Source organism: Enterococcus sp. DIV1368f (genome assembly GCF_051712245.1).
Classification (GTDB): Bacteria; Bacillota; Bacilli; order Lactobacillales; family Enterococcaceae; genus Enterococcus; species Enterococcus faecalis.
Window position 1 is genome coordinate 2,455,627 of the sequence record NZ_JBIOON010000001.1, and the last position, 14,847, is coordinate 2,470,473.

14 protein-coding genes are annotated in these 14,847 nt (G+C 39.2%); 3 read left to right on the forward strand and 11 right to left on the reverse strand.

Annotated features, from left to right (window positions below):
- Positions 1–15 precede the first annotated feature (15 nt).
- Genes IGL07_RS12010 through IGL07_RS12020 form a run of 3 tightly spaced genes read right to left on the reverse strand, consistent with a single transcriptional unit; the run spans position 16 to position 2,272 of the window.
- Positions 16–315 (reverse strand): rhodanese-like domain-containing protein, encoded by a 300-nt coding sequence (locus tag IGL07_RS12010; RefSeq protein WP_010712853.1) that lies wholly within the window; start codon positions 313–315, stop codon positions 16–18.
- Positions 308–1,957, reverse strand: a complete 1,650-nt coding sequence (locus IGL07_RS12015) for an FAD-dependent oxidoreductase (protein ID WP_010817657.1) — start codon at positions 1,955–1,957, stop codon at positions 308–310. Before IGL07_RS12015 ends, IGL07_RS12010 begins: the two co-directional genes overlap by 8 nt.
- Positions 1,958–2,272, reverse strand: a complete 315-nt coding sequence (locus tag IGL07_RS12020; protein WP_002375669.1) for a rhodanese-like domain-containing protein — start codon at positions 2,270–2,272, stop codon at positions 1,958–1,960.
- A 168-nt stretch (positions 2,273–2,440) separates the two neighbouring features.
- Here IGL07_RS12020 and IGL07_RS12025 point away from each other — a divergent pair, with 168 nt between their 5' ends.
- A complete protein-coding gene (locus tag IGL07_RS12025; RefSeq protein ID WP_002355063.1) occupies positions 2,441–2,701 on the forward strand; it encodes a metal-sensitive transcriptional regulator in 261 nt (86 codons plus the stop codon).
- A gap of 45 nt (positions 2,702–2,746) precedes the next feature.
- Here IGL07_RS12025 and IGL07_RS12030 read toward each other — a convergent pair whose 3' ends face one another.
- Both IGL07_RS12030 and IGL07_RS12035 read right to left on the reverse strand, forming a co-directional pair.
- Positions 2,747–4,006: an MFS transporter gene (locus IGL07_RS12030; RefSeq protein ID WP_002368361.1), complete on the reverse strand. Its 1,260-nt coding sequence runs from the start codon at positions 4,004–4,006 to the stop codon at positions 2,747–2,749.
- A gap of 97 nt (positions 4,007–4,103) precedes the next feature.
- Positions 4,104–5,312: a pyridoxal-phosphate-dependent aminotransferase family protein gene (locus IGL07_RS12035; protein ID WP_002355061.1), complete on the reverse strand. Its 1,209-nt coding sequence runs from the start codon at positions 5,310–5,312 to the stop codon at positions 4,104–4,106.
- 171 nt (positions 5,313–5,483) lie between these two features.
- Here IGL07_RS12035 and IGL07_RS12040 point away from each other — a divergent pair, with 171 nt between their 5' ends.
- Positions 5,484–7,109, forward strand: a complete 1,626-nt coding sequence (locus tag IGL07_RS12040) for a PucR family transcriptional regulator (RefSeq protein WP_002365289.1) — start codon at positions 5,484–5,486, stop codon at positions 7,107–7,109.
- A 117-nt stretch (positions 7,110–7,226) separates the two neighbouring features.
- Here IGL07_RS12040 and allE read toward each other — a convergent pair whose 3' ends face one another.
- The 6 genes from allE to sylA all read right to left on the reverse strand — a co-directional run bounded on the left by allE (position 7,227) and on the right by sylA (position 13,878).
- On the reverse strand, positions 7,227–8,012 hold the full coding sequence (gene allE, locus IGL07_RS12045) for a (S)-ureidoglycine aminohydrolase (RefSeq protein WP_002384779.1): 786 nt from the start codon (positions 8,010–8,012) through the stop codon (positions 7,227–7,229).
- 21 nt (positions 8,013–8,033) lie between these two features.
- On the reverse strand, positions 8,034–9,257 hold the full coding sequence (allC, locus tag IGL07_RS12050) for an allantoate deiminase (protein WP_002383320.1): 1,224 nt from the start codon (positions 9,255–9,257) through the stop codon (positions 8,034–8,036).
- 181 nt (positions 9,258–9,438) lie between these two features.
- A complete protein-coding gene (gene allB, locus IGL07_RS12055; RefSeq protein ID WP_002367359.1) occupies positions 9,439–10,803 on the reverse strand; it encodes an allantoinase AllB in 1,365 nt (454 codons plus the stop codon).
- A complete protein-coding gene (gene allW, locus IGL07_RS12060; RefSeq protein ID WP_010817659.1) occupies positions 10,804–12,300 on the reverse strand; it encodes an allantoin permease in 1,497 nt (498 codons plus the stop codon).
- A gap of 594 nt (positions 12,301–12,894) precedes the next feature.
- Positions 12,895–13,407 carry a GNAT family N-acetyltransferase gene (locus IGL07_RS12065; RefSeq protein WP_010817660.1) on the reverse strand — a complete coding sequence of 171 codons (513 nt, stop codon included), beginning with the start codon at positions 13,405–13,407 and terminating at the stop codon, positions 12,895–12,897.
- 18 nt (positions 13,408–13,425) lie between these two features.
- Positions 13,426–13,878, reverse strand: a complete 453-nt coding sequence (gene sylA / locus IGL07_RS12070; protein WP_002383314.1) for a transcriptional regulator SylA — start codon at positions 13,876–13,878, stop codon at positions 13,426–13,428.
- Between the two features lie 192 nt (positions 13,879–14,070).
- On the opposite strand from sylA, the gene IGL07_RS12075 reads away from it, so the two are divergent.
- Positions 14,071–14,763, forward strand: coding sequence for a hypothetical protein (locus IGL07_RS12075; protein WP_010817661.1), 693 nt, complete (start codon positions 14,071–14,073; stop codon positions 14,761–14,763).
- Positions 14,764–14,847 lie beyond the last annotated feature (84 nt).

The window sequence follows — 14,847 nt, forward strand, 5'->3', positions numbered from 1 at the left end:
ACGTTTTTTGTTATTTTATTGTTCTAATTGGCCCAACCAGCCAGATGTACCACCTAGAACATTGGTTACTTGATACCCTTGTTGACTGAGAAACGCACATGCTTGTGCGGAGCGCGATCCCATTTGACAAATCAGATAATAGGGTTGTTTTTTATCTAATTGCTGATAATTTTCGGTTAAAGTACTTAAAGGTAAGTTGATGGCCTGGGGGACATGCCCCAGTTGGTATTCCATTTCTTCTCGTACATCAATAATCGGTAATTTTTTTCGTTTTGCTTCCTGATAAAATTCAGGCATGCCAATCGTGTTATACATTTTCTAGTTCCTCCGGTTTTACCATTCTATATAGCGCAAAAGCACCATCTAAATTTTTGGCTGATATGCCCGCTTGTTTTAGCATCCGTTCTGCGATATAACTACGCAAACCGCTGTGACAACTAACAATGTACTCCGTTGACTTGTCTAATTCCTCCAAACGTTCTCTTAACTCATTTAAAGGAATAGACACAGCATTTTTAAATTGACCATTGGCTCGTTCGGCGGGATTACGGACATCTAATAAAACAGCCCCCTTAGCTAATTCGTTGGATAACTCATACCATTGAACGTTTTCACTCAATCCTTCTACAAGGTTCATCGCTGCATAGCCTAACATGTTCACAGGATCTTTCGCTGAACCAAACGGCGGAGCATAGGTAAACTCTAATTCAGGCAAATCAAAAATAGTTAACTGTCCTTTAATAGCGGTCGCAAGAATATCAATCCGCTTATCTACGCCCTTTGCCCCAATTCCTTGTGCGCCATAAATTTCCCCTGTCGTAGGATGGAAAATTAATTTTAACTGAAGATCTGTTGCGCCAGGATAATACCCCGCATGGTCTTTTCCACTGATATGCACAACAGCTGTTGTTAGTCCAGCAGCTTTAGCAGCCCGTTCGCTTAAACCAGTTGAAGCAGCGGTTAAATCAAAGACTCGCACAATGGCGGTCCCAATGCTTCCTTGATTTTTTCTCTCTAACCCAGCAATCACATCCGCTACTTGACGTCCTTGGCGATTGGCAGGAGAAGCTAAAGAAATCAGCGCATCTTCTTGAGTGATTTGTTGTTTCACTACAATAGCATCCCCAACCGCATAAATATCGGGTTGATTCGTTTGATAGTGTTCATCAACAACAATACCGCCACGTAAACCAGTTGCTACACCTGCTTCAACTGCTAAGGTATTTTCTGGTTGGACCCCCACCGACAAAATGGTTAAATCAGAAGCTAATGTTTGACCGTCTTCTAAGCGAATCACTTGCCCTTCTTCTTCAAAAGCAACCGCAGATTGTCCCGTAATTACTTGAACATTGTTTTTGCTTAATTCAGCTTTGACAAAAGCGGCCATTTCTTCGTCTAATGGCGGTAAAACATGGGGTGCCTTTTCCACGAGAGTGACTTCTAATCCGCGTTTTTGCAAGTTTTCTGCCATTTCCAAGCCAATGAAGCCTGCGCCAATCACGACGGCTCGTTTTGTTTCTGGTGTCAAGGCTGTCATAATTTGATCTAAATCAGGAACATTTCTTAATGAAAAAACATTTTTGGCTTCTGCCAATCCTGTAATTGGTGGCACAAAAGGTTTCGCCCCTGGTGATAAAATCAATTTGTCATAGTGTTCTGTTAAAATTTCTGTTTCATGTTTCACTGTGATCACTTTTTCTATTGGATCAATCGCCACGACTTCATGGTGAGGACGAACATCTAAATTAAACCGTGCCTTTAACGCTTCGGGTGTTTGAACAAGCAGTTGCTCTCTTTCTGCGATTTCGCCAGAAACGTAGTAAGGCAAACCACAGTTTGCAAATGAAACAAAAGGGCCTTTTTCCATGACAACAATTTCAGCATCTTCCATTAAGCGACGTAAACGTGTCGCTGCTGACATGCCACCAGCTACGCCTCCGATAATTACAATTTTCATTTATTTTCCTCCTTTAATTTGACCAGACCATTGGGACATCCCGCCACGAACGTTAATCACGTGATAGTTTTTTCTCGCTAAAATTTTGGCCGCATTTTTGCTGCGCATGCCGGACTGGCAAATCACATAGACTTCGTTAGCGGATTTGTTGTAGGCGGGAATTTTGTTAAGTGGGACATTAATCGCTTGTGGAATATGCCCTGCGCGGTATTCGCTAGGTGTTCGGACATCTAATAACGTTATCTCTTTAGATAAACGTGACTGCAATTCCTTTGCTGAAATACTTGGCGTTTTTTTAAACAATTGAAATAACATTTTGTTCTCCTTCTCTTATATACCTTACGGGGTATATTTAACATGAAAAAGTTAGACTTGTCAACTGAAGAGATTTCTGCCATTTTTAGATTCAAAGAAAAGATAGTTGACAAAAATACCTCGTGTAGGTATATTTTAAACCAATCACTACTCTTAAGGAGGGGCAAAATGACTGAAGAAAAAAAGAAAGTGCTGAATCGTTTACGCCGCACAGAAGGTCAAATTCGCGGGATTCAAAAAATGATTGATGAAGAAAAAGAATGTATCGATGTTATCACTCAGTTGAGTGCGGTCCGTTCTAGTATTGATCGCGTAATGGGGATGATTGTTGCGGAAAATTTAAAGCATTGCTTTGAAAATCCTGAAAAAGATCCTAAAGAACAAGAAGAGCGATTAGCACAAGCAATTAATATGATTGTCAAAAAGTAAAATAACGCAAACTTATTCAGCGAAAGATAAGTTTGCGTTGTTTTTTTATTTATTAGACGAATCTGCCCCGCGTTTTTTTAAATTAACAAGCATAAAAAGAATCGTGCCAATTAGTAAAATCACGACGGCGATATAAAAGCCCATGACTTTCGAACCCGTTGTGTCTGAAATTTTTCCAGTCAAAGCTGGGGCGATCACAGATGACATCATGCCGAAAAAGTTAAAAACACCCAAAGTAGTGCCAATTCCAATTTTTGGTGCATTTTCACCTAGCCAAGAAATAATAATCGGTTCTACAGCTAATTTCCCTAAGAACCCATACATAATTAAAGCAATTAATAACAACGTTGCATTACTTACTTGTACAGTTAACAAAAGCATGGCTGTTGCTAAAAATTCTAAAACAACGATGAATTGAACTTTTTTATGCATGTACTTATCCGCCAACCGACTAAAAAATAACGCTCCTGGAATAGAGGCAAATGCGACCAGCGAAGAGGACAATCCAATTGCCGCTCCTTGGAAACCACGTTCGGTACTTAAAAAATTAGGTAACCAAGTCACAATCATATAATATGCATAACAAGTGCCAAAATATAAAATATACGCAAATAGCATATGTGGCGCAAACAGTTTTTTAAAGGGCACTTTTTCTTTTACCGCTCCGTTATCTTTTTCATCAACAACGGTTGGCTGAATCAAGGCCATGTCTTCTTTATGATTGCGAATAATCACTTGAAAAGCCACTAACATACAAATAATCATAAAGGCGGAAATGTACATCATCACTTGCCAAGGCAATCCTTTTTGGGCTACTAAATAACTAGATAAAATCATCCCTAAACCTGAACCAACGGCTGAACCACTGTTGACAATAGCTGTTGCAAAACTTTTTTTGGCTTGAGGAATGTTTTGCGACGTCAACGAGTAAGCCGAGCCATAGAAAGAACCACATCCTAAGCCTGCCAATAAGCTACCTAAGTAAATTGTTCCAATCGTTTGGGCTTGGGCAATCAGTAACGCTGCCAGCGCAAACAAGATAAAGCCTGGAATTAATACACGTTTTTTCCCAATCTTGTCTACCAAGAAGCCTGCAGGAATCTGCATGACTACGTAACCGAGAAAATAAAAGCTAGAAATGGACCCTAGTGCCGTATCGGAAGCGTTACCATTTAGAGACGCACGAATTTGTGGATAAACAGGAGAAAGCGCGGAACGATAAATCCAGATTGTTACCCAGCCCATACATAGTAAAATAACGATTTTTTTCCAATAAGCCAACGAACTTTTTGTCTTGTCTGTCATTTTCTTTTCCTCCACCAATCATTTTTTTGGTTAACGTTTCACAAGGAACAAAAGCACTACGCTTTTTTACGTAGTGACCTTTGTCCTACCTTCTTTTTTAGTTTAAATACTCAGCCAATGCATGAGTACTACCGCTACCACCTTCAAATTGATAGCCTTGGTGTTTCAATACAGTCTCAAAGGCACTTAAGAAATGCAACACATTGTCTTCGCGACTGCTGTAACCCATATTACCGACCCGCCAAATTTTTCCTTTTAAATCACCGAAGGAAGAGGCAATTTCAACTTTAAAATGATCCAATAATAAGCTCCGCACTTTTTCACCATCAATTCCTTCTGGAATGACCACAGGAATGACTGTTGGTGTTTTTGTGTCTAACTTCCCGAAAATTTCTAAGCCCATTTTTTGCAGACTTTCAACTAAAATACGATCGTTTTTCCGATGGCGTGCATAGACATTTTCCATGCCTTCTTGAAGTAACAAGCGCAGCCCTTCATGTAGCCCATAAATCATTGTAGTCGCTTCTGTATGGTGATTTAAGCGCTCTGGTCCCCAATATTTTTCTAATTGCGATAAATCCAAGTAGTTACTTTGAATGAACCGTTCATTCCGCGCATCCGCGCCAAGTCCTAACTCTTTTTGGTAACGGCCCGCCAGATAGTCGGCCACGCGTTGGTTGTAAGTAATCAAAGAAAGGCCTGAAGGTACACTGACACATTTTTGAGTGCCTGCTACCGCAATATCAATCTTCCAATCATCGACCTTTGTTTCGACACCGCCGTAAGTCGCCACCATATCTACTACAAAGAAAATTTCATTTTCCCGACAAAAGGCGCCAATTTGATCCAGTGGTTGCATTTGTGCATTCGCCGTTTCGCCGTGGACCATCGCAACAATTTTTGGTTGATGTTCTTTAATCGCTTCAATCACCGTTGTTTGTTCAAACGGTGCGAGCCAGTCCTTTTCTAAATAAATAACTTCGGCTCGGGCGCGTTCGCAAATTTCACCTAATAAATAAGCAAACCGGCCATACGCAGGCACAAGCACTTTGTCGCCTGGCTCAATCAATGCAAATAACCCCGCTTCCAAGCCTGAACGTGACGTGCCATCAATGGCAAAGGCTTGTTGATTCTTTGTGGCAAAAGGTACTTTAATCATTTCCCGAACTTCGTCCATAATCTGTAGAAATTCTGGATCAAATTGCCCTAAAATTGGTTGACCCATTTGACGAAGTACCGATGGATGCGCTTCGACTGGTCCCGGCGTCATGATCGTTCGCCGTACAAAATTTGGTTGTTGATACATAGTAATCCCTCACTTCATTTTTAATTCTTCTCTTTTATTATCTTTGGAAAAACCCAGAAATTCATTGTTCAATTTGCACTATTTTGACTTTGTTTTTTAGACATATTCAATAACTATCTTTTGTACTCCTTTTTATTCTTCGCTATACTATAAAAAAAGGAGGTTGTTGTGATGAAAATATTAGCTGAGGTCTTGGCTTTACCAAGATTTTCTGACTTACAATTATTATCGTCTCACTCAAACTTAACGCAGCCCTTGGAAAGTGTAGAAATCACGGAAACACCTGATGTGGCTGATTTTATCCCTAAAAATGTCATGATTTTAACAACGGCAATGATTTATAAAGATGATCAAGAAAAATTGAAACCTTTTATTGACTCGCTAAAACAAGCAGAGTGTACGGCTTTAGGAATCAAAGTTGGGCGGTTCCTTGACGAAATTTCACCAGAAATTGTTGCCTATGCCAGTGCCGTTGATTTGCCCCTGATTAAAATTCCTAGCACACAGCCACTAGGCGGGTTGTTGCATGAAATTGTAGGATATCTTCGTGATAGCAAAACTGAACAGATGTCTGTGGCATTTGACATCCAAAAGCGTTTTTCAACATTATTAATGCAAGATGTTGATGCTACGCGTTTCATCGCTGAATTTGCGAAAATTTTAAATGCGCCAATTATTTTATTAAGTCCTTGGCAACAGGTGATTGCTCACTCGAACTATTTTTATGGCAATCAAAAATCAGCGGAGTTTTTCATCGAACAATTATCAAAAGACCACTTTCAACAATTGGCACAAGAAAAGAAAATCTTTCGTTTACAGGATGAGCGACAAGAAAACATTCAAGTAGCTGGCTTTCCAATTCGTGTGAACGATTATTTTCCCTATTATTTATTGGTCTTATCTCCTGAACAGATTCCTTATCCTATTTCTGAATTTGCCATTGATCAGGCCATTTTAGTTTTGACTTTTATGTTATTTAAAAACCAGAAAATTGCTGAATCTTTTGAGCATCTCAAAACAGACTTTTTGGACCGCTTGCTTGATACACATCAAGAAGCGCTGAGTAAACATCAAAATTGGTTGGAACTTTGGAAAAATTATCGTTTAATCAACAGTGATTATTATCAATTAGCGATTGTCTACGGTGTGACTAAACCAGAAAATGAAACCCATATTCGTTATCAGCAAGCGGAAGGGCAACTAATTTTCCAATGGCTCAAAGAACAATTGCCGGAAATCCTGCCAGATGTCGCCTTGTTTAAATTAAAAAATCAAAATAAAAGTATCTTGATTTTTCAATCTAAGAAAAATGACCATTTGATGATTTTGCAAAACCTCGCTGAACGTTTGCAACAGGCTTTGCCTATTACCATTCGCTTTGCTTTAGGCAATGCTTATGAAAACCTAGAAGATTTGCCTAATTCTTATATTGAAGCTTCCTCGACATTAGAGGCTTCTTTACACGCTCAAAAACCAGCGACTGTGCAATTGTTCCATCCCAAAGGCCTAGCTGGACTTTTTGAAAAGATTGGCACTGAAGATGTTGAATACTTTTGCCAGCAACAATTGAAAGAGTTGGCCTATCCGACGGAACCGACGTTACAAGAATTACGAAAAACCTTGAAAGTTTTTTTAGATTTCAATTGCGAAATTACTAAAACGGCTAACGCTCTTTACCTTCACAGAAACACCATTAAATATCGCATGAATCAATGTGAAAAATTATTAGGTACCTCTATTCAAGAGCCTGAGACGAGTTTACTCTTACGGGTAGCGCTGGAACTTTCAGAAAAATAATTAACAGGAAAATAGCCGAATAAAAGTAACGTCTACCAAGAAAAAGGACTCTACCGTTCACCACTGCGTGTTCAAATCCTATTGTTCCGAGGTCATTACTTTTCATTCGGCTTTTCGTTATAATTCTGGTTCACGATTGGCATCTTTGGAATAAACGTACATTAGCGGTTCTTCACGGCCAACCGCATAGGCTGCTTGTGGCACATAGGCACTCATGAAAATATAGTCCCCTTTTTCCACTGGATACCATTCATTGTCCAAATTGTACATCCCTTGGCCACTAATTAAATACGCACCATGCTCTTGGACATGCGTTTCAATGTAGGCATGACTAGCACCTGGTTCAAAAGATAAGATATGCATATTCATATCAAAGTCAAACTCTTTCGGCAATAAACTCCAAAGTAAAACGTCTGTCATTCCTTCATATTCTTCGGGTTGTTGGTCATGAATTGACCCAACCACTTTATAAGGTTGATGGCCTGCCAACGGCTGATAGCGTTTTTTATATAAGAAAACTTCTGTGTCCGCTTCCTGTGCATTCGCTAAATACATTTTCATTTCAGGCGTAAAGTAGGCATAGCCCCCGGCTTCAAGCTCATGGGTTTCTTGACCATCTGAAACGCGCAAACGACCGTCAATGACATAAACCAACGTTTGGATCCCATCGCCACCAAAACCAGTTGTTTGTTGACCATTTTTATGAAACGTAGCAATGTAGTCCACAAATGTCGCACCTAATTTAGGCGATCCCAAAATGGAAATATCGACATTTTCAAAACCAGGTACTGCATTTTGCACCAAACCATCATGGGGAATAATGGCGTAATTGTCTTTTTTTATCACAGCTCTTGATGTTAACAATTCTTTTTGGTAACCAACTCGATTATTTTTATAACCCATCACAATTCTTCCTTTTCTATCTTATTTATACGCTAATTCATATAAGGTATCTGCTAAAAGCTTGACGCCTTCAACCAAATCTGGAAATGCCGTTGCTTCTGCTGGATTATGACTAATCCCACCAATACTTGGCACAAATATCATCGCTGTCGGGTAATGGGGCGCAATAATTTGCGAATCATGCCCAGCGCCACTATGCATCATACGATACTGATACTTGCCTTCTTTGGCTTTTTGTTCAATAACTTCTACAATTGCTTGATTCATCGGTACAGGGGCTTCATCCATCCAACGGTCAATTGCAATCGTCAAGCCTAATTCTTGAGCAATTGTTTTCATCCGTTCTTCTAATTCACCGGTAAAATGTCGTAAAAAAGCAGCGTCGGTATGACGGCAGTCAATTGTAAATTCCACTTCTCCAGGCACCACGTTGACTGTATTGGGTTTCGGGATGACTTTGCCGAATGTTAAAACTAACGGATCCCCAATTTCGTTCGCACGATCAATGGCTTCTGCACAAATTTTAGCAAAGCCGTACACCGCATCATGACGGTAACTCATTGGCGTAGTGCCTGCATGATTGGCTTGCCCTTTTAAGTTAACCGTGTAGCGACGTTGCCCTACAATACTATGAACAACACCGACTTGGAGCTTTTCGTTCTCTAAAATATTGCCTTGTTCAATATGAATTTCGACAAATGCTTCAATGTCCTCACGTCTAGTTTGCTCTTGCCGAAAATCAAAGCCTTGGCGATGCATCTCATCAACAAACTTTTTGCCTTCGTTATCAGAGATGTCGACTACTTCTTCACGTTTGGCTTCACCAACGACATTTTTGCTTCCCCAGAAAACCGTTGGAAAACGACTCCCTTCTTCTTCAGCCATGGAAAGCACTTCTAAAGAACGCCGTGGTTTCCCATATTTGTCTAATAAATATTGAACAGCCGTCATGGAAGCAATGACACCATATTGACCATCTAAGGTCCCACCATTAACTACTGTGTCGATATGTGACCCAGTTAAAATCGTTTCCTGAGGAAATTCCGTTCCTGCCACTCGACAAAACAGATTCCCGACTTCGTCAAATTGCGTTTCCAGTCCAAACGCCTCAGTTTGGCTTTGCACATACTTTTGTGCTGCCAACCACGAATCTGTATAAAGTAAGCGTGTCATCCCTCCAGCAGGATCACTCCCAATTGCTGACAACTCTTCGATTCTTTGTTTTAAAACTTTTTCCAAGTCCATCACAAAACCTCCTGACTGATTACACTCTGATTGTAAACGTTTCCCTAATTATCTTCATTGTACTTATCGAACAAAATTAAGCGTTTTTTTGTGCAAAACAACCAATGAACATCCTCTAACTCGTGGACAGAGGCGCTAATTCAATCACGCTTCTGTCCCTTTTCATTTCTAAAATAAATGTTTAATTTTTGATAAATACGCCGTTAAACGCTTCGGTTACCCCAGTTTCTTGTGCGTAAATTGTTTCGCCTCTTAAAATTGTTTGAATCACTTGGGCCCCAATTTCACGACCAATGTAAGGACTAATTTTATTTCGATATTCTAAATCTTCTGCTTTTAAGATATACGGCGCATTAGGTTTAATTAGTACAAAATCGGCATCCTTACCAATGCTGATGCGGCCCTTTTGTGCTAAGTGATAACGGTCAGCTGGGTTTGCTGCAATCATATCCGCGAATTGTTTCAAGGATAAACCACGTTTTTGGACGGCTTCATCGAATAACACGTCGACGTTATTTTGAACACCAGAAATGCCGCCCCAAGCTTCAAAAGCATTGGTTGTATCTTTTAAGTCTGGCGTACAAGGAGAATGGTCAGAGGTTACAAACGCGATTCCGCCTGTTTGCACGTGGTTCCATAAGGCGGCTTGTTGGTCCGCGTCACGAATCGGCGGCGAACATTTGACAACTGGACCAATGGCATCAAGTTCATCCGTGGTAAAATATAAATAATGCGTACATGTTTCACAAGTCACATCTACCCCTTCTGCTTGGGCTTTTAAAACTTCTTCCACACCTTCTTGACAAGCCACATGACAAATATGAATCCGACAACCTGTTTCTTTGGCAAATAAAATGGCTTTTTGAATCGCTTCAACTTCGGTAAACACAGGACGTGTAGCTACATATGCCGCTAAAGTCGTTTCGCCATTTTGATAAGCTAACGCGCCTAATTTATCCGTAATTGGCGCATTTTCTGCATGGATTGCTAGCACTTTGCCAGTTTTGGCGACTTGTTTCATTCCTTCATATAGTGAATAATCGTCGACATTTTGAAAATCTCCTTCAATTGAACGATCGCCGCACGTTCCTAAAAAGCATTTATAGCCGGAAACGCCTCCTTCATCAAGTTCCTGAATCCCGCCAGCCAAGTTGGTCGGGACCACGCCGCCAAATGACCCTACATCTACTTTTAGTTTATTTTCTCCTGCCTTGTATTTGATCTCAAGAGAGGTCTTATCCACGGTTGCTGGAATCTGATTTAAAGGCATTTCCATAAAGGTCGTCACGCCCCCTTTGGCACAAGCGGCCGTTCCTGTGACATACCCTTCCCATTCATCGCGGTAACCACCACCAGGATCGGTAATATGAACATGGGCATCCACCATCCCAGGACTAACGACTAAACCCGTCGCATCAATCACACGTTCTCCTGACAAGTCTTGCCCAATCGCTACGATTTTTCCTCCTTGAACGGCGACATCCGTAATGACTTCTCCAGTTTCTAAAATAACTAACCCGTTTTTAATCACTAACTCTGCTTGCATTTATTTTCCCTCCTGATAAGCTGTTTCTTTCACTTTTTTTGAATCCCAAGTCCATTTTTTTAACATTAAGTACAGCACAAAACCTGTGGCAAAGCCCACAAACCACGAAATATCAGCAATGATTTTAACCTGTGGAATAAATTGACCACTTAAGGAAAGAGCCAACGCCAGAATAGTAGCGACATATGCCGGCTTGTTTAATCCGTAAAAAGGATTGGCTTCCTCTTTTTTGTGTTTATCTACGTATAAAGCATTTAAGTCAATTTGTTGCTTTTGAACAAAATAATAATTCGCAATCATCACACCAGCGACTGGTCCTAAAACAGCCCCAATTGCGTTCAGAAAAATAAAAATACTATCGGCGTTTTCCATCAGTTTCCAAGGCATAATAAGAAAGCTAATAACACTGGCAATCATGACGCCTTTTTTATACGTCATTTTTTTAGGAAACAGTGCTGCCAATTGATAACCTGCCGGAATGATGTTCCCTGTTGCATTCGTTGAAATAGTCGTTAATAAGAAAACCGACATGGCTAAGACCACCACCGCCACATTATCTAAACGATCAATAATGTTTAAAATATTCCATTCTTGAATCCCAAAATACAGCGAACCACCTAACAGAATAACCACACTGGAAAAAGCGAAAATCCCATAACCAACAACTAAACCTGCTGTTTGCCCCACAACCTGAGCACGCGTCGAGCGCGCATTCTTAGTAAAATCCGCCACACTCGCACCAGGCGCTGACCAAACGGCCACAACCGAGTTAAAAATAATCAGATACGCCACCAGTGGATTGACTGAACGAATCGCACCAGAAACTTGATAGGACAAAATTGGTGTTAAACCGCCCCCAGCTCGAATGGCCCAAATCGTTAATCCAATAATAACGACATAAATCAACGGACTTAAAATGGCGGTAAACCGGTTCAAAATTTTGCTACCACCGAAACCTATTGCCACATTTAAGAGCCAGAAAAGAGTAAACGCCATTAATTCAGGTAGCCTGAGACCAAAAAACTGGAATGATCCACCAATTTCTAAAAAGTTCGGCCAAAATTTCCCGAGAATAATTAATAAAGCGAGCGAGCCTGTAAATGTTTGAAGACCAAACCAAGCAATCGCGGCCACACAACCTCTTAAGAACCCTGGCAGTTTTGCCCCGAGACTGCCGTAAGTAGACTGTAAGTGCATCGCAAAAGGAATGCCATATTTAGAGCCAGCCACGCCATTCAAATTCATGAAAGTTGCTACAATGAATGAGCTTAACACAACTGCCAACATAACTTGCAGCGGCGATAAACCTAAGAAAATAAAGCCGCCCACTGCTGCATAATTCGGGATATTATGAATCGAACCCATCCATAATGTAAAAAAATTGCGCGCGCCCATCGTCCGTTGTTTCGGGCTACTTGGCAACAAATCCTCATTGTAGCCACGTGCTTTCATCGCTGTTTCTTCTTGAGCTGTTACTTGAGACACATTTTTCTCCACGACAAACTCTCCTTTTTATTAAAAAATTTTTTCTATTAAAACACCCTGCCTTCTCTTTTTTGTCACTTTTGCACAAACATGCGTACTACTCTCATTACACGAATTGTAAGCGCTTTTTATAACAAGAATCATTAGTTACCCCAACTAAATAACAAACGATTCTTTGTTCACTTTGAACGAAAAAATAGCAACCTTTTTTATATCGCCCTCTCACTCTAGAAAATAAGAAACAAATCTTTTTATTCACATATTATGTACAACTTCTCTTTTTCAATGCTAAAATACGCTTATTATTAAAAATGACATAAATAAATTATACATTTAAATGAAATCCAACACAACATTTTTTAATCAAACACACACAAAACAGATAAACTGAAGTGGATTTTCAGGAAGAGACCCATCCTGAAAAAAGACACTGACAAAAGAGTTTTCTCACAAGATCGACAACTTTTCACAGATTCAAAATCTTCTTTTTCAATTTTTACGTTTTAAAAAATAACATTTTGAAAATAAAAAAATGCTTAATTTTAATCAAAAAAATAAACAAAGATTTCTGATTTTATCAGAAATCTTTGTTTCTAAATTTTCTTGCTATAATTCCTTTAACAAAATAAAATCCGTCTGTTCATCGTCTCCCATAAAAAATGAATGTTGACTGTAATAGCGGTAGCCAATCGTTTTATAAAATGACCGCGCCGCATCATTGTGTTCCCAGACACCAAGCCACAGTGCGTTTTTACTAAATTCACGAGCTTTCTCTTCCGCCAGTTCTAACAACTGTGTTCCCAGCTTCTTTCCTTTAAACGCAGGTAAAATATACAATCGCTCAACCTCGAGCTTTTCTGACCCCATCGGTTCCGTTTGTGCCGTCTCACGATTTAATTTCATGTAGCCAGCCAATTGATTATCGACCAAGATAAAATAAAAGTCAGAGTAGGGATTAGCCAATTCCTTTTGTAATTTTTCTAAATTGTAGGCTTCTACTAAATAGGCTTGCATATTTTCTGGCGTATTGTACGGTCCAAAAGTATCTGTATAAGTTTCAATGCTGATTTCTTGTAACGCTGGTGCATCTTCTATTGTTAATTGTTTTATTTCTCCCATCAATCAGTCGTCCTTTCCTTAATAATTTCGAGTGTTCCCTTTTTTGACAAATTCCCAATCTTCGCTGACATTTTTACGCATCCGGACTAAGTACTCTGCCAATTGTGAAATTTCCACTTCTGACAAGCCTTGTAAAGCAACTTGATTCGAGTGTTGATTTTCGCGCACAATGATTGGATAAACGTTTTTCCCTTTTTCTGTGGCATAAATCCGCTTAATTTTTTTGTTGCTTGCATCTTCTTGACGATAAATAAAGCCTTGTTCTTCCAAACGCTTAATCGCCCGCGCCGCTGTGGTTCGATCAACTTTAATCAGTTCGGCGATCTTTTCTTGGATAATTCCAGGATTTTCACAGACCCTGACCAAATAAAGATATTGTCCTCGTGTTAAAGATAATTCCTTAAATTCAATATTACTGATTGAATCTAAGGCCCGCGCAATCATGCCAATTTCTCTTAAAATATCTGTCACTAGGACACTTCCTTTCGCTAATATTTTATGATTGTCATTACTTTAACTCATTTTTGTTGCAAATGCAACAAAAATGAGTATAAAAACTACAGATTTAAACAATTTGAGCATTCGTGAAAATAAAATAATTATTTCTTTTGTTATATTAACAAGTAAGATAAAATTAGTTATAGCGTCTATAGGAGGAATAGTATGAAAAAATTAGTTTGTGTTATTTTAGTTATTTTTTTAACAGGTTGTAGTTCTCAGAAAGCGAATGAACCTAAAAAACAAGAAAATTCTACCAATCATACAACATCAATAAAAAGCAGTACTAATCATTACAGTTCTAGCACAGAAACAAGCTCTAATAATAAACTAAAAGAAACTTCAGAAAGTGCCAGCACCACTCAAACTTCGTCAAAGTCGAAAAATGAAGTATCTACAAATGTCGGAGAAACAAATTCTTTAGAAGCAACACCTTATGCTGTCGATCTTAGTAGTTTAAACAATCCACTCGTATTTAATTTTAAAGGAATGAATGTGCCAACTTCAATTACGTTAGAGAACTTAAATTCAACACCAACTGCTACCTTCCGAACTAAATTGTTTGGGACTGAAAATGGTCAAGTGAAAGAAGCCATTAATAAATATGAGCTATCTATAAATACAATTCCTACAAAAGAGATTAGAATATTTTCGGCGGGCGATAACAGTATTCGCACCGTTAAAGTAAATACAGAATTAATTTTAGGAACTAATATTTCTTCAAACGATGAACAAAATAGATCGGGTACTTTATACTTATTCAACAATAAAAATGGTTCGATATCTTTAATCACTCCTAACTACGCAGGCAATGTTACGGATGATCAAAAAGACGTTATGCTAGAAGTAATTCAATAAATAACCAAAAAAAATAATAAAGAGAAAACTTCATACTTAGAAGTTTTCTCTTTATTATTTTTTAGGAACTCCTCTAGAAACTCG